12 protein-coding genes are annotated in these 15015 nt (G+C 67.7%); 7 read left to right on the top strand and 5 right to left on the bottom strand.

Translation table 11 applies throughout. The features are described 5' to 3' along the window. Positions 1–78 precede the first annotated feature (78 nt). The 3 genes from glgX to U4Y88_RS01200 all read left to right on the top strand — a co-directional run bounded on the left by glgX (position 79) and on the right by U4Y88_RS01200 (position 5161). A complete protein-coding gene (gene glgX / locus U4Y88_RS01210) occupies positions 79–2259 on the top strand; it encodes a glycogen debranching protein GlgX (protein ID WP_321781667.1) in 2181 nt (726 codons plus the stop codon). Further along, the gene (locus U4Y88_RS01205) at positions 2256–4655 is read left to right on the top strand and encodes an ATP-binding protein (RefSeq protein WP_321781665.1); all 2400 of its coding nucleotides are present in this window, start codon (positions 2256–2258) and stop codon (positions 4653–4655) included. Before glgX ends, U4Y88_RS01205 begins: the two co-directional genes overlap by 4 nt. Before the next feature lie 68 nt (positions 4656–4723). Beyond that, the gene (locus U4Y88_RS01200; RefSeq protein WP_321781663.1) at positions 4724–5161 is read left to right on the top strand and encodes a response regulator; all 438 of its coding nucleotides are present in this window, start codon (positions 4724–4726) and stop codon (positions 5159–5161) included. A 3-nt stretch (positions 5162–5164) separates the two neighbouring features. On the opposite strand, the gene U4Y88_RS01195 is transcribed toward U4Y88_RS01200, so the two are convergent. The 5 genes from U4Y88_RS01195 to U4Y88_RS01175 form a co-directional block, all read right to left on the bottom strand. Then, positions 5165–5533 carry a nucleotide pyrophosphohydrolase gene (locus tag U4Y88_RS01195; protein ID WP_224011885.1) on the bottom strand — a complete coding sequence of 123 codons (369 nt, stop codon included), beginning with the start codon at positions 5531–5533 and terminating at the stop codon, positions 5165–5167. A gap of 65 nt (positions 5534–5598) precedes the next feature. Beyond that, positions 5599–7293: an ATP-binding protein gene (locus U4Y88_RS01190; protein ID WP_321781661.1), complete on the bottom strand. Its 1695-nt coding sequence runs from the start codon at positions 7291–7293 to the stop codon at positions 5599–5601. Between the two features lie 105 nt (positions 7294–7398). Then, entirely contained in the window at positions 7399–8100 is a 702-nt protein-coding gene (locus U4Y88_RS01185) for a biliverdin-producing heme oxygenase (protein WP_321781659.1), read from the bottom strand. Positions 8101–8126: 26 nt separating this feature from the next. Continuing rightward, positions 8127–8297, bottom strand: a complete 171-nt coding sequence (locus U4Y88_RS01180; RefSeq protein ID WP_321781657.1) for a hypothetical protein — start codon at positions 8295–8297, stop codon at positions 8127–8129. Between the two features lie 209 nt (positions 8298–8506). Beyond that, on the bottom strand, positions 8507–10423 hold the full coding sequence (locus tag U4Y88_RS01175) for a PAS domain S-box protein (protein WP_321781656.1): 1917 nt from the start codon (positions 10421–10423) through the stop codon (positions 8507–8509). 439 nt (positions 10424–10862) lie between these two features. Here U4Y88_RS01175 and U4Y88_RS01170 point away from each other — a divergent pair, with 439 nt between their 5' ends. From U4Y88_RS01170 to motB, 4 genes are all read left to right on the top strand, one after another. Continuing rightward, on the top strand, positions 10863–11048 hold the full coding sequence (locus tag U4Y88_RS01170) for a hypothetical protein (protein ID WP_224011881.1): 186 nt from the start codon (positions 10863–10865) through the stop codon (positions 11046–11048). Positions 11049–11080: 32 nt separating this feature from the next. Then, positions 11081–13060, top strand: coding sequence for a putative bifunctional diguanylate cyclase/phosphodiesterase (locus U4Y88_RS01165; protein WP_321781654.1), 1980 nt, complete (start codon positions 11081–11083; stop codon positions 13058–13060). A gap of 64 nt (positions 13061–13124) precedes the next feature. Next, positions 13125–13994: a flagellar motor stator protein MotA gene (gene motA / locus U4Y88_RS01160; protein ID WP_224011879.1), complete on the top strand. Its 870-nt coding sequence runs from the start codon at positions 13125–13127 to the stop codon at positions 13992–13994. 74 nt (positions 13995–14068) lie between these two features. Further along, positions 14069–15010: a flagellar motor protein MotB gene (gene motB / locus U4Y88_RS01155; RefSeq protein WP_224011878.1), complete on the top strand. Its 942-nt coding sequence runs from the start codon at positions 14069–14071 to the stop codon at positions 15008–15010. Positions 15011–15015 lie beyond the last annotated feature (5 nt).

The following is a 15015-nucleotide window of genomic DNA, read 5'->3' as shown; positions in this document are numbered from 1 at the left end:
TTGTCCACCTGGGCCCGGACCTTGCTTCCCTCACTGCGCCCCTCCCGCGCCCCCGCCCGCGCCCCTCCACGAGAGCCCATGAGCAAGAAGACCGCCACTGCCATCGCCGAAGGCCAGCCGTTTCCGCTCGGCGCGACCTGGACCGGACGCGGCGTGAACTTCGCACTGTTCTCCGCCAACGCGACCCGGGTCGAACTCTGCCTGTTCGATGCCACCGGCCTGCGCGAAATCGAACGCATCGTGCTGCCCGAATACACGGACGAGGTCTGGCACGTCTTCGTCCCCGACCTGCAGCCGGGCGCGATCTACGGCTACCGCGTGCACGGCCCCTACGAACCGCAGGCGGGCCATCGCTTCAATCCGCACAAGCTGCTGCTCGATCCCTATGCGAAGGCGCACGTGGGCGCGCTCAAATGGCATCCGTCCGTGTTCGGCTACACGCTCGATCACCCCGACGCCGACCTCTCCTTCGACACGCGCGACAGCGCGCGCTACGTGCCGCGCTGCCGCGTCGTCGATCAGACCTTCAGCTGGCACCATCCGCTGCGCGAGCGCGTGCCGCGCGAACGCGCGGTCGTCTACGAAACGCACGTGCGCGGCTACACGATCCGCCACCCCGACGTGCCCGAAGACGATCGCGGCACCTTCGCGGGCCTCGCGCATCCGAAGGTGCTCGAACACATCCGCGAACTCGGCGTGACCTCGGTCGAACTGATGCCGATCCACACCTTCGTGAACGACTCGCATCTGCTCGAACGCGGCCTCACGAACTACTGGGGCTACAACACGATCGGCTTCTTCGCGCCCGACCCGCGCTATTCGGTCGGCGCGCACGGCTCGATCGACGAGTTCAAGAACATGGTGGATCGCCTGCATCAGACGGGGCTCGAAGTGCTGCTCGACGTGGTCTACAACCACACCGCCGAAGGCAGCGAACTCGGTCCGACGCTGTCGTTTCGCGGCATCGACAACGCCTCGTACTACCGCCTGCTGCCCGACGAGCCGCGCTATCACATCAACGACACGGGCACCGGCAACACGCTCAATCTCTCGCATCCGCGCGTCCTGCAGATGGTCACGGACAGCCTGCGCTACTGGGTGCTCGAAATGGGCGTCGACGGCTTTCGCTTCGACCTCGCGACCATTCTCGGGCGCGAACCGTATGGCTTCGACGAAGGCGGCGGCTTTCTCGACAGTTGCCGCCAGGACCCGATTCTCGCCAGCGTGAAGCTGATCGCCGAGCCGTGGGACTGCGGCCCGGGCGGCTATCAGGTGGGCGGCTTTCCGCCGGGCTGGGCCGAGTGGAACGACCGCTTCCGCGACACCGTGCGCGCCTGGTGGAAAGGCGACGAAGGCCAGGCCGCCGATCTCGCCACGCGCCTCGCCGCTTCGGGCGACAAGTTCAACCGGCGCGGCCGCCGTCCGTGGTCGAGCGTCAACTTCGTGACCGCGCACGACGGCTTCACGCTGCACGATCTGGTCTCGTACAACGAGCGCCACAACGAGGCCAACGGCGAAGAGAACCGCGACGGCCACGGCGACAATCTCTCGTGGAATTGCGGCGTGGAAGGCCCGACCGACGACGCGGAAATCCGCGCGCTGCGCGAGCGCCAGAAACGCAATTTCCTCGCCACGCTGCTGCTGTCGCAAGGCACGCCGATGCTGCTGGCCGGCGACGAATTCGGCCGCACGCAGCAGGGCAACAACAACGCCTATTGCCAGGACAACGCGATCAGCTGGGTCGACTGGGACGGCATCGGCGACGAAGGCCGCGCGCTCGCCGAATTCGTGCGCAAGCTCACCACGCTGCGCCACGCGCTGCCGGTGCTGCGCCGCAACCGCTTTCTCACGGGCGAGCACAACGAAACGCTCGGCGTCACCGACGTCGAATGGCTCTCGCCCGCGGGCGTGCCGCTCACGGCGGAACAATGGAGCGATGCGCAGATGCGATGCTTCGGCATGCTGATCGATGGACGTTCGCAGACGAGCGGCATCATGCGGCTCGCCTCCGACGCGACCATGCTCATCGTGCTCAACGCCTATCACGACGTGGTGGATTTCACGCTGCCCTCGGTGCCCGGCAACGACCAGTGGAGCTGTCTCATCGACACCAACATGCCCGTGCGCGATGAACTCCCCGAATTCGAGGCCGGCGACGTCTATCAGGTCACGGGCCGCTCGCTGCTGCTGTTCGCGCTGCACGCGCGCGGCGCGACCAGACGCGTGTTCGAGCGGCTCGAAGAGGACCTCACCGCATGAGCGTGAATCCGCAGACCGATTGCGCACGCGAACCGATCCACGTTCCCGGCAGCATCCAGCCGCACGGCTATCTCGCGAGCCTCGACGACGCGGGGCGCATCGTGCAGCTCAGCGCCAATTGCGGCGCGCTCGCGGGCACCACCGCCGACGCGCTGCTCGGCGCGCCGCTCGCGCGGCTCGTCGGCGAACCCATCGCGCACGCCGCGCGTGAGGCGCTGGCCGCGCCCGGCGCGGACGGCACGCCGCAACTCGTCGGCACCATCGACGATCCGCGCGGCGGCGAACGCGCGCCGCTCGCCGTGGTCGCGCACCGCCACGACGGCGTCGCCATCGTCGAACTCGAACCGGCGCTCGGCACCGGCGACGTGTTCTCCTCGCTCTACCCGCTCGTGCGCACCTTCCTGCGCGGCCTGCAAACGAGCCCCGGCGTCGAAGCACTCGCACGCCTCGCCGCCAGCGAAGTGAAGCGCATCACCGGCTACGGGCGCACGCTCGTCTACGGCTTCGACGAAGCGGGCAACGGTCACGTGATAGCCGAAGCGCTCGATCCCGGCTACGCCTCGTATCTCGACCAGCGCTTTCCGGCCGCCGACATTCCGTCCCAGGCGCGCGCGCTCTACGTGCACAACCGCATTCGCCTGATCGCCGACGCCGACTATGCGAGCGTGCCGCTCGTGCCGCCGCTGCATCCCGCCACGGGACGCCCGACCGATCTCACGTGGGCCTCGCTGCGCAGCGTCTCGCCCGTGCACGTGCAGTACATGAAGAACATGGGCACCGGTTCGTCGATGTCGATGTCGATCGTCGTGCGCGGCCAGCTCTGGGGCCTGATTTCGTGCCATCACGCGAGCGCGCGCCTGCCCGCGTTCGAAGTGCGCGCAGCCTGTGAGCACATCGCGCAGATGCTTTCCTTGCAGATCGAGGCGCGCGAGGACGGCGCCCGGGCCGAGTACGGACTCGCGCTGCGCCGCCGGCTCTCGCGCCTGCTCGCGAGCATGGCGAACAGCGAGCACTTCGTGAGCGCGCTGGCCGCCGAGCCGCACGAACTGCTCGGCCTCACGGGCGCGAGCGGCGCGGCCATCGTGTTCGACGGGCGCATCGTGACGGTCGGCGTCACGCCCGCCAAGACGCAGCTCGAACAGATCCTCAACTGGCTCGACAACCAGCACGGCGACGTGCATGCGAGCGAACAACTCGCGCGCGACACGGGCACGGCGTTCCATCACGACGCGGCCGGCATGCTCGCGGTCTCGATCTCGCGGCTCTTTCGCAATTACGTGATCTGGTTCCGCCCCGAGGTCGTGCGCGCTGTGAAGTGGGCCGGCGATCCGCGCGAGAAGCTCGCGCCATCCGCAACGGACGCGGACAATGCCACGGCCTCGCACGCGCTTTCACCGCGCGCAAGCTTCGACGTCTGGACCGAAATCGTGCGCGAACGCGCGCTGCCGTGGCGCGCCGCCGAAGTCGACATCGCGCGCGAATTCCGCGCCGCACTGCTCGACATTGTGTTGCGACGCGCCGAGGAACTCGCGCAACTCGCGCTCGAACTGGGCCGCGCGAACGAAGAACTCGAAGGCTTCTCGTACACGGTCTCGCACGATCTGCGCGCGCCGCTGCGCCATATCGCCGGTTTCGCCGATCTGCTCGCGCACACCGAAGCCGACGCGCTCTCCACGCGCGGAAAGCATTTCGTCGAGCGCATCGCGGCGTCGGCGCGTTTCGGCGGCAAGCTCGTCGACGACCTGCTCGCGTTCTCGCACATGGGACGCGCGGCGCTGCACAAGCAGGCCGTCGATCTGAACCGGCTCGTCAAGGAACTGATCGCCGATCAGCAGCGCGAGCATCCCGCGCGTGCGATCGACTGGCGCGTGGCGACGCTCTGCACGCTCACGGCCGATCCGGTGCTCATACACGTGGTGCTGCGCAATCTGATCGACAACGCCGTGAAGTTCACGCGCAATCGCGAAGAGGCCGACGAGCGCGCGATCGTCGAAATCGGCTGCGCGCCGGGCGAAGGCGAACTCGCCGATCACGATATCGTGTTCGTGCGCGACAATGGCGTGGGCTTCGACGCGCGCTACGTCGACAAGCTGTTCGGCGTGTTCCAGCGCCTGCATCGCTTCGAGGAATTCGAGGGCACGGGCATCGGACTTGCGAGCGTCAAGCGCATCGTCGAGCGTCACGGCGGACGCGCGTGGGCGGACGGCGAACTGAACGTGGGCACCACCGTGTCGTTCGCGATGCCGCGCGTCTCGCTCGCGCGTGCCGCGCAAACCGCGCCAGGCGTCATGCAGGACGGCGCGCGCAACGATGAATCGGCGGCGGCGGCCGTGGCGCGGCTCGCGTCGGTGACGCCCGGCGCGCAGCCGTTTCGCAACGTGCGCAAGCCGGACTAGCCGCATGCCGCCAACACCGTGCACCCATACCAACGCGCCTTGAGGCGCGGGAGAAAGAGGACACCGTCGTGCTGAGACCCATCCTGCTCGTGGAAGACAATCCGAACGATATCGAGCTCACCCTGATCGCGCTCGAAAAGGCGCGCCTCGCGAACCCGGTGGTGGCGCTGCGCGACGGCGTTGAAGCGCTCGACTATCTGCGCCGCGAAGGTCAGTGGGCCGATCGCCCCGACGAAAACCCCGCGGTCATTCTGCTCGACAAGAAACTGCCCAAGCTCGACGGCCACGAAGTGCTGAAAGTCGTGCGCGAAAATGCGCATCTGCGGCGCATTCCGGTGGTCATGCTCACGTCGTCGCGCGAGGAAAAAGATCTGCTGCGCAGCTACGATCTCGGCGTGAATGCGTATGTGGTGAAGCCCGTCGAATTCGACGACTTCATGGAAGCGATCAACGATCTCGGCGTGTTCTGGGCCGTGCTCAACGAGCCGCCGCCTTACACGCGATGATCTTCACAGATCGGAGTGCTTCTTCGCATTGCCCTTCGCCTTCTCGACCGGATAGCGCGTTTCGTTCACGCGCACCTTGTCCGCTGCGGCTTTCACGAGATCGAAACCGGCCGTGTGCGCGGTCAGCAGCAAATAGATGAACACGTCCGCGCATTCCTGTTCGAGATGGGCGCGCGCGGCGGGATCGTCGAGCATCGCCGCGATCTGCGCATCGTCTTTCCATTGAATCGTTTCGAGCAGTTCGCCCGCTTCGATACTCGTCGACACGATCAGATTGCGCAGCGTATGAAACTGCCGCCAGTCGCGCGCCTCGCGAAACGCGAGCACCTGCGCGATGAGCGCGTCGAGCGGCGTGGGAGTGGAGTCGGTCATGTCGGCGGCGCTCAAGGAATCGGAGCGGCGATTGTACCGCCGCGCGTCGTACCCATTGCGCGCCCTCACCGATACCGCGGCACCACCACCACAAACGTCGCGCCCCGCCCTGCGCCCTCGCTTTGCGCGTGGATCGTGCCGCCATGCAAACGCACGATGCTGCGCGCGAGCCACAAGCCGAGCCCGAGTCCCGACGCGCGGCCGCTGCCGCCCGCCTGATAGAAGCGTTCGAAAATGCGTTCGAGCACATCCGCGCCGATGCCGCGTCCGGTATCGCGCACGCGCAGTTCGGCCTGCTCGCCGCGCACGCCGACGCTCACCGCGATCTCGCCCGCTTCCGTGAACTTGAGCGCGTTCGACACGAGATTCCAGATCACCTGGCGCAGCCGTTTTTCGTCGGCCATCACGATGCAGGATTCGAGATCGTCGGCGACGAGGCGCACGCCCTTTTCCTCGATGCGCATGCGCATGTCCTCGGCGATATTGCCCGCGAGCGCGCCGAGATCGACGGGCGCGGGTTCGATCGACAGCTTGCCCGTGGCGATCGCGCCGCTGTCGAGCAGGTCGTCGACCATCAGCGCGAGCTGACGCGCGTTGCGCTCGATGACCGTGCCCGCGCGCGCCATGTGCGCGAGGTCGGCCGAGCGTTGCAGCAGCGTGGCCCACGACTGGATCGCGCCGAGCGGCGAGCGCAGTTCGTGGCTCACGGCGGCGACGAAATGATCCATCGCGCGCGTGGCCTCCTCGCTGCGCTCGCGCGCGGCGCGCTCGGTCACGGCGGCGGCCTGGTGTTCAAGCTCCGACTCCTTGCGCATCGAAATATCGAGCGCGAGCCCGATGATCGACACCGCCGCGCCCGGCTGCTCGATGCCTTCAATGGCTTCGATGCCTTCAATACCTTCGATGGTTTCGATCCCGCGCGGACGCGTCGCGCGCAGCAGAATCCAGCGCCGCTGCCGGTTCGGCCAGGTCACGCGGAAATCGACTTCCACGGGCATATCGGTGTGACGCGCGGCGTCGAACGCGCTGCGCACGCGCTCGCGATAGGCCTCGTCGATCAGTTCCTCGAAGAGACGACGCTCGGTGATGGTCGCCGCGCCCGGCAGACCCAGCAGCGTCTTGAACTGCTCGTTGCAGGTGAACACGCCCGTGCGCGTCTGCAATTCCCACGCGCCCACGCTCGCGAACGCCAGCGCGTGCTGCAACTGTTCCTGCTGCATGCGCAGCTGCTCGTTGGCTTCGTCCACCAGCACCTGGCGCAGCCGCGCCTGCGAGCGCAGCTTGGCGCGCTCGCGCTGCTCGCGCGCTTCTTCTTCCATGCGTTCGGTGATGTCGTGCACGCAAAGCCCGTAGAGCGGCTCGCCGCGCGCGGTGCGCATGAGCGTCGCGCGCACCTGCCAGTAGCGCGGCACGAGCGGCCCGACGCCGTCGAGCGCGAGGTCGTAGCGCAGCGGCGGCGCGAGGCGGCTCTCGCCGGGCGCGCCTTGCGCAAGCAGGCTTTCGAGCCACTGGCGGCGCGCCTCGCGCTGCGTCGCCGAGCCCGCCTGATTGATCGCGTAAACCGACTGCCCGACGATCACCTCGCGCTCGCACGAGACCAGCGTCAGATAGGCGCGATTGGCCGCGACGACGTTCGCGTCGGCGTCGAGGATCAGCCACGCATCGGGCAGCGCCTCGAAGATATCGGCGACATCGAGCGCCGCCGCGGACTCGGACTCGGCGGACTCGATGGACTCGGGATCGAATAGAGGCTCGGACATCGGCTCGGGGATCGATTCGGAAATCGGCGGGAACAGGGGCAAGGGCTCGGGCTCGGGCTCGGCGATGAGGCGATGACGCGATGAAGCGCCCACGCCGCGTGCCGCTCAGGCCGCGGCCACGCGCGCCTCGGGCATCGCCGTCGCGGCTTCGGTCTGCGACGCTTGCGGCAGCAGCGCGATCAGCCGGTCGAACGCGGCGCGCGCGCCCGCGCAGGCGCGGTCGACGTCGGCGGGTGTATGGACGTCGCGCCGCATCGCCGCGATGAAGGCGTGCCAGCGCGGGCCGGGCGCGTTGCCGTCGCCGCTCAGATAATCGAGCGGATGCGGCGCGAAAGCCAGCGCATGCTTGCGCAGCAGCACCGCACCGCCCAGTTGCGAGCCTTCGATCACGTAGCACGCGCCCCAGCGCCACGCGACGTCGGCGGCGAGCGCGGCGGACGGCGCAGGGGCTTCGGCGCGCTGCCCGCTGCGTGAATCCGCAAATGCATCGGCGAGTTCGGCGGCTTCCCGCGCATGCGCGCGCAACGCCGGATGCGCGAGGTCGCGCTCGATCAGCGGCAGCCGCGCGAGTTGCGGCAGGCTCGCAGCGTCCTGCGGACCATCGGCGAAACGCTCAAGCCACGCTTCGAGCGGCGCGAGCCAGTCGCGCAGCACCTGAAGGTGCAGCCGGTAATGCGCGAGCGAAGGCGCGCCGCCGGCGAGCGGCATCGCGCCCTCGACGGCCTCGTGGCGCGCGGCGGTCGCGAGACGCAGGGCGCCGAGGACATCGACGAACGAAGATTCGGCGGCGGATCGGATAGCGGTCACGGTCGGGTCCTGTCCTGGTAAGCAAATCAAGCCAAACGGCGGTAATGCGGCAGCAAAGCGGCAGCAAAGCGGCAGCAAAGCGGCAGCAAAGCGGCAGCAAAGCGGCAGCAAAGCGGCAGCAAAGCGGCAGCAAAACCGCAGCAAAACCGCAGCATACGACAGCGCCCCATCACGGCGATGAACGGGTTCGCCAGCATGATACCGGCGCGGCAACGCCAGGCACATCTGGCGCGCCCCAATTATCGCGTCGCGGGGGCGTTCATGCGTGGACGCGCGCAGGCGCGCCACCACGGTTCGTCGTTGAGCAGGTTCCGTGCCCGAGCGGGCGAAGAAAGCGCGGGGCGGAACGTGGCCGCGCCGCGCGAAAGAAAGGTGCGAGAGAAAAAACCGAAGAAGTACGACCCGGCTAGGCCGAAACGACCGGAAGCGCCGCGAGCGTTCCGTCCGCAGCGTCCGCACGCTGCACCCAGGCGCCACCGAGCCGCCAGGTATTGCGCCCGGCACGTTTGGCCTCGTACATCGCGCTATCAGCGACCGCGAGCAGATCGTCGCCTAATGCCCCCAACGCGCCCAACGCGCTCCCTGCGCCCGCCGGCTCGCGGATCGCCACGCCCACGCTCGCGCTGGCTTCCACCCGCATGCCGCCCGTCACGAAGGGCCGCGCGAGCGCGTGGCAGATCGACTGGGCGATGCGTCCGGCGGCCTGCGCGTCGGCGACGCCACGGCTCACCACGACGAATTCGTCGCCGCCGAGACGGCTCACGAAGTCGCCCGCACGCACGGTCGCGGCCAGCCGCCGCGCGGCCTCGCGCAACAGCGCGTCGCCCGCATCGTGGCCGAAGCGGTCGTTGATGCCTTTCAGGCCGTCGAGATCGACGAAGAACAGCGCGAAACGGCACGCGCCGAGCCGCGCCGCCGCCAGTTCCTCTTCGAGCGCGCGCCGGTTCGCGAGCCCCGTGAGCGCGTCCACCAACGCGCTCTCGCGCAGACGCTGCTCCGTGCGCCGCTGCTCGGTCACGTCGTGCGCCATCACGTAAAAACCTGTCACGCGGCCGTCGCGCTTCGCCGGAATATAAGTTGTGCACCAGACGCGGTCCTCGTCCTCGCGATACTGCACCTCGTCGCAGGTCACGCGCTCGCCCGCGAGCGCACGCGTGAAATGCGGCTGCAGTTGCGCGAACACCTCGGGGCGCAGCGTTTCGGCCACGTTCGCGCCCACCTCGCCGGGCGCGCGCGGACCGAGCACGCGCTTGAACGTGTCGTTATAGAAGCGGTAACGCAGATCGCGATCCACCACCGCGATCATCACGGGCAGATTGTCGGTAATGGTCTGAAGCGCGTCGCGGCTGCGGCGCAGTTCGCCGGTGCGCTCGCGCACGCGTTCTTCGAGTTCCGCGTGATAGTTGCGCAGCGCTTCCTCGCTGCGCTTGCGGCTGTCGATGTCCTGCACGGCCGCGATGAAATGCGCGGGCACGCCCGCCGCGTCGCGCAGCAGCGTGACCGCGAGATTCACCCAGATCGCCTTGCCATCGGGCCGCATGTAACGCTTTTCGATCGTGTAGGTCGACTGCTTGCCCGCGAGCAGTTCCGACACCAGCGCGAGGTCGGCGGCCACATCGGCGGGATGCGTGACTTCGGCGAAGGTGAGCTTGCGCAGCGTCGCCTCGTCGTAGCCGATGATCTCGGAGAAGGTCGGGTTGACGTCGAGAAAACGCCCGTCGAGCGCGACCAGCGCATTGCCGATCGGCGTTTCGCGAAACACGGTCGTGAAGCGCGCCTCGCTGATCGCGAGCGAGCGGCGGTCGCGTTCGTGCGCCGTGCGCGAACGGATCAGCCTGCGGCGCACGTCGAGTTCGCGCTCGACGAGTTGCGCGTAGTCGATGAGCGTCTGCACGTCGTCGGCTTCGAAGGTGCGCGGCACGGTGTCGATCAGACAGAGCGTGCCGACCACCTCGCCATCCGCGAGACGCAGCGGCGCGCCCGCATAGAAGCGGATATGCGGCGCGCCCACCACGAGCGGATTGTCGAGAAACCGCTCGTCGTCGAGTGCGTCCTCGACCACGAGCAGGCGCTTGCTGAGCACCGCGTGCGCGCAGAACGACATGCTGCGCGGCGTTTCGCAGGCCGCGATGCCGTGATGCGACTTGAACCACTGACGGTCTTCGTCGACCAGCGAAACCAGCACGATCGGCACGCGGAACGCGCGCGCGGCCAGGCGCGCGATGCGGTCGAACGCCTCCTCCGGTTCGGAGTCGAGAATATCGAGCCGATGCAAGGCACGCAGGCGGATGTCCTCGTCGAGCGGAAGCGGAGCAGTAATCATGGGTCGGGATCTCGCAATGGCGGACGCGTCGCGCGTGACGCCGTGGCCGGGGCTCGAACACGGGTCTCGGCTACGTTAACGGCAGGCGGGCGGCAAACCTGACCCCAGCTCCGGTCAAACGTTTTCCCGGCGAACGCTGAATAAAAACGCACGTGCGTGCGCGATCGTCCACGCAAAAACAAGCGGCGCGATACGGGTATCTCCGCATCGAGCGCGGCGCACGATTTCATCCGAATGGCGGCGCGCATGGGTATTCGGCAATTTACTTCCATTATTACGGATGCCTGATTAATTAACACGAACCCGATGCGACACACAATGATCGCGCCCCCGAAAAAAAACTCGCAGGACGACTTCAGCAAGCGGCGACGCCGCCGTAAAAATGGCCAAGCTTCATGTTCGCGCAACAATCATGAGATCACTCGCCCAAGCTGCAAAATTGACTTCACCCTCTTCGTGGGCCAGCGCCGCGCGTCTCGCGGGCCGCCGCACGCCCGCTGCCCGCGTGAGCGCCGCGCCGCACGCACGCCGTGCGGCCGCCGCTCGCCGTGGCCGCGGCAGCGACGCCGCCACCAATTTCGCCACGCGCCGTTTGCTCGCGCGTCAGCGCACCCGGCACGCCTGAGGCTCATCGAGACGACGTCTATGGACCACACGATGAAGCCCGTCTCCCGAGCGCCGCAAGCGCGCGACGCCTGGTCGCTGCGCAGCGCGACCGCTGCGTTGCGCCGCTCGGTCCGCACGCGCACGAAGCTGCACATCGGCATCTTCATCGCGCTGTTTGCCGCGCAAACGCTGTTGCTCACGAGCCAGTTGGTCGCTGTCAACGATGCGCTCGAACACGCCGAACAGGACCTGCCCGAGCACGCGCTCGACACCGTGGACGCGGTGCACGCCATGCCCGCGCGGCTCGTGCTCGCCGCGCGTCAAGGCGAGCACAACGCCGACGGCCTGCGTACGGTCAGCGCCGAAAGCGCGCCCGGCCTGCACGACGATCAGGGCGTCGCAGGCGTGCACGACGCGGCCCGCCACGCGCGCCGGCTCGTCAAGCGCACGCTCGAAGCGGCGCTCGCCATTGCCTGCCTCACGCTCCTGCTCGGCGTGGCGCTGTTCCGTCATGTCGAGCGCACCATGCTGCAGCCGCTGCTCGCGATCACCGATTCGCTCGTGCGCCTCGCGCGCGGCGAGGACCTGGAGACGCTGCCCGAGCTCGAACGCAGCGATGAAATCGGCGCGATGGCGAAGGCCTTCGACGCGCTCTGCGCGAAGTCGCGCGAGCTGAAGGACGCGCACGAAGCCACGCGCGCCGCCGAGGCGCACGCCCAGGCGCTCGCGCGTCACGATCCGCTCACTGGCCTGCCCAACCGCCGCCTGCTCGCGGCCGAGATGGGCGCCGCGTTCGAGCAGGCGCGCCGGCGCGGCAGCGGCTATCTGGTGATCGTGATCGACCTCGACCGCTTCAAGCCCGTGAACGACCTCTACGGTCACGCGGCGGGCGACACCGTGCTCTGCGAAATCGCCGCGCGCCTGCGCCGCACCGTGCGCGAACGCGACACCGTCGCGCGTCTGGGCGGCGACGAATTCGCGGTGCTCGCGCTCGCGCCGCACGACGAACAGGCCGATGTCGCGCGCGAACTCGCACAGCGTTTGCTGGCCGCCGTGCGCGCGCCGATCGACGTGGGCGGCGTGCGCCTGAACGTGGACGCGAGCATCGGCATCGCCTGCTGCCCGCGCGACGGCCAGGATGCCGACGACCTGCTGCGCGCCGCCGATATCGCCATGTATCGCGCCAAATGCGAAGGCAAAGGCACCTACCGCTTCTTCGAACAGAAAATGGACGACGAACTGCGCGAGCAGGCCACGCTCGAATCCGAGGTGCGCCGCGCGCTCGCGGGCGGCGAGATCCGCCCGTACTATCAGCCGCTCGTGCGGCTCGACGACGGCCAGACCGCCGGTTTCGAGATTCTCGCGCGCTGGCATCACGCCGAACGCGGTTGGGTGCCGCCCGATTTATTCGTACCCCTGATCGAACAGATGGGCATCGCGCCGGTGTTCACGGCGGCGATCCTGCGCCGCGCGTGCCGCGACGCGCTGCGCTGGCCCGCGCGCTATCACCTCGCGCTCAATATCTCGCCCGCGCAGTTCAAGGACGAACAGCTCGTGTCGCTGCTGATGCCGATTCTCGCCGACGAAGGCTTTCCGCCCGAGCGGCTCGAAATCGAGATCACCGAATCGGCGCTGATGGGCGATTTCGATATCGCGCGCGCCGTGCTCGCGCAGTTCCGCCGCGCGGGTCTGAGCATGTCGCTCGACGACTTCGGCACCGGCTATTCGAGCTTGCAGCATCTGCGCGAACTGAAGTTCGACAAGATCAAGATCGACCGCTCGTTCGTGCTCTCGATGTCGTCGTGCAGCGAAAGCGCGAAGATCGTCGACGCCATCGTCGCGCTGGCCTCGAATCTCGGCATGGCCACCGTGGCCGAGGGCGTCGAAACCCAGGAACTCGCGCGCATGCTGCGTCTGAAGGGCTGCGAGTACGCACAAGGCTATTACTTCGGCAAGGCAATGGCCGCGCGGGACATCGACGCGCTGCTGAACGTGGACCGTCCCAACGCGCTCGCGCAAAACGCGGCGTAGACGTCACGCAGGCGTCACATCGGCGTCGGATCCGTTTCAACACTCTGGTAAGCAAGGGAAAATCATGTTTGTCGCAATCGGCTGGATCGTGGTCCTCGGATCGGTGATCGGGAGCTTCGTCGGCGTGGGCGGCCATCTGCCCGCGCTCGTGCAACCGTTCGAACTCCTGTGTATTTTCGGCGCGGCGCTCGGTGCGTTCGTGGTGAGCAACCCGAAGTCCACGCTCGGCAAGACCATCAAGGCGCTGCCCACGTGCTTCAAGGGCGGCGGCTATACCAAGGCGCAGTATCTGGAGCTGATCGCCCTGCTCTACGAACTGCTGCAAAAGGCCCGCAAGGAAGGGATGATGGCGCTCGAAGTCGATATCGAAGCGCCCGACAACAGCCCGATTTTCCAGAAGTACGCGCGCGTGCTCGCCGATCATCATCTGCTCGACTTCATCGTCGACTATCTGCGCATGATGTCGGGCGGCAACGTCAATCCGATGGAAATGCAGGACCTCATGGACGAGGAGCTCGACACGCATCACGCCGAAGTTTCGGTCGCGCCCAACGCGATCCAGAAGATGGCCGACGGCCTGCCCGCGTTCGGCATCGTGGCCGCCGTGATGGGCGTGGTGCATACGATGGGCTCGGTCGGCCAGCCGCCCGCCGTGCTCGGCGAGATGATCGCGGGCGCGCTCGTGGGCACCTTCCTCGGCATTCTGCTGGCCTATGGTTTCGTCGGTCCGATCGCCGATCTGCTCAACGCCAAGGGCCGCGCCGCCACCAAACCGTATCAGTGCGTGAAGGCCGTGCTGCTCGCCTCGCTCGCGGGTTATGCGCCTCCCGTGGCCGTGGAATTCGGCCGCAAGGTACTGTTTACCGCCGACCGTCCGAGCTTCCAGGAACTCGACGAAACCGTGCGCGCCACCAAGACGCCGAAGGCCGCTTAAGCGCCAGGTAAGCGCCACATAAGCACGGCGCACGCGCCACGCTGACACACCGCAACATCCGGGGAGAGAACGACATGTCGCAAAGACAGCGCGCCGCGCAAGAAAGCCAGAACAGCAAGCCCGCGCCGGTCATACGCCGCGTGAAGAAAGGCGGCGGCCACGACGCGCATCACGGCGGCGCGTGGAAGATCGCGTATGCCGACTTCGTGACCGCGATGATGGCGTTCTTCCTGCTCATGTGGCTGCTCGGCTCCACTTCGCAGTACGACCGCGACGGCATCGAGAAATACTTCAACACGCCGCTGTCGAGCATGCTGGGCGGCAAGCCGAATTCGGCGAACCCGAGCCCGAGCGTTATCAACGGCGGCGGCCACGATCTGTCGAACAAGCTGCCCGCCGTGGGCGGCGCGAACGCACAGCCGTCGCAGGCGCGGGCGATACCGGTCGCCGTCGCGCCCGCCGACGCCGCCGACAAGGCGCGTCTGCAGCAACTGAAGGCGAAGCTCACGTCGCTGATCGAGCAGAAGCCCGCGCTGAGCGCGTTCAAGGACCAGATCCGCGTGACGATCACCGACGAAGGGCTGCGCATCGAACTCGTCGATTCGCTGAAACGGCCGATGTTCGCCACGGGCAGCGCGAAACTCGAAGACTATGCGTACGCGATCCTCGTCGAGATCGGCAGCGCGCTCAACGACGTGGCGAGCGGCGTGTCGATCGCGGGCCACACCGATTCGGTCCCGTATTCGGGCGGCCTCGCGGGCTACTCGAACTGGGAGCTGTCGAGCGAGCGCGCGAACGCGGCGCGGCGCGCGCTGGTGGCCGGTCATCTGAGCGAGGACCGTCTGCTCCAGGTGCGCGGGCTCGCCGACGTGCTGCCGCTCGAACAGGGCAGCGCGGATAGTCCGCTGAACCGCCGCATCAGCATCCTCGTGATGAACCAGGCCGCCGAGCGCGCGTTCTTTCAGGACGCGCACCGCTACACCGTGGCCGGGCAGAAACCGGGGCAGGCGTCGTAAAACCG

The sequence above is a fragment of the Paraburkholderia sp. J94 genome, from assembly GCF_905220285.1.
Taxonomy (GTDB): Bacteria; Pseudomonadota; Gammaproteobacteria; order Burkholderiales; family Burkholderiaceae; genus Paraburkholderia; species Paraburkholderia tropica_A.
The sequence above is the reverse complement of the archived record's forward strand: the minus strand, read 5'-3'. Positions and strand labels throughout refer to the sequence as shown.

Coding starts and splice junctions, on each gene's coding strand:
- glgX (WP_321781667.1), top strand. CDS start 79: ATGAGCAAGAAGACCGCCACTGCCATCGCCGAAGGCCAGCCGTTTCCG.
- U4Y88_RS01205 (WP_321781665.1), top strand. CDS start 2,256: ATGAGCGTGAATCCGCAGACCGATTGCGCACGCGAACCGATCCACGTT.
- U4Y88_RS01195 (WP_224011885.1), bottom strand. CDS start 5,533: ATGACCGACTCCACTCCCACGCCGCTCGACGCGCTCATCGCGCAGGTG.
- U4Y88_RS01190 (WP_321781661.1), bottom strand. CDS start 7,293: ATGTCCGAGCCTCTATTCGATCCCGAGTCCATCGAGTCCGCCGAGTCC.
- U4Y88_RS01180 (WP_321781657.1), bottom strand. CDS start 8,297: ATGCTGGCGAACCCGTTCATCGCCGTGATGGGGCGCTGTCGTATGCTG.
- U4Y88_RS01175 (WP_321781656.1), bottom strand. CDS start 10,423: ATGATTACTGCTCCGCTTCCGCTCGACGAGGACATCCGCCTGCGTGCC.
- U4Y88_RS01165 (WP_321781654.1), top strand. CDS start 11,081: ATGAAGCCCGTCTCCCGAGCGCCGCAAGCGCGCGACGCCTGGTCGCTG.
- motA (WP_224011879.1), top strand. CDS start 13,125: ATGTTTGTCGCAATCGGCTGGATCGTGGTCCTCGGATCGGTGATCGGG.
- motB (WP_224011878.1), top strand. CDS start 14,069: ATGTCGCAAAGACAGCGCGCCGCGCAAGAAAGCCAGAACAGCAAGCCC.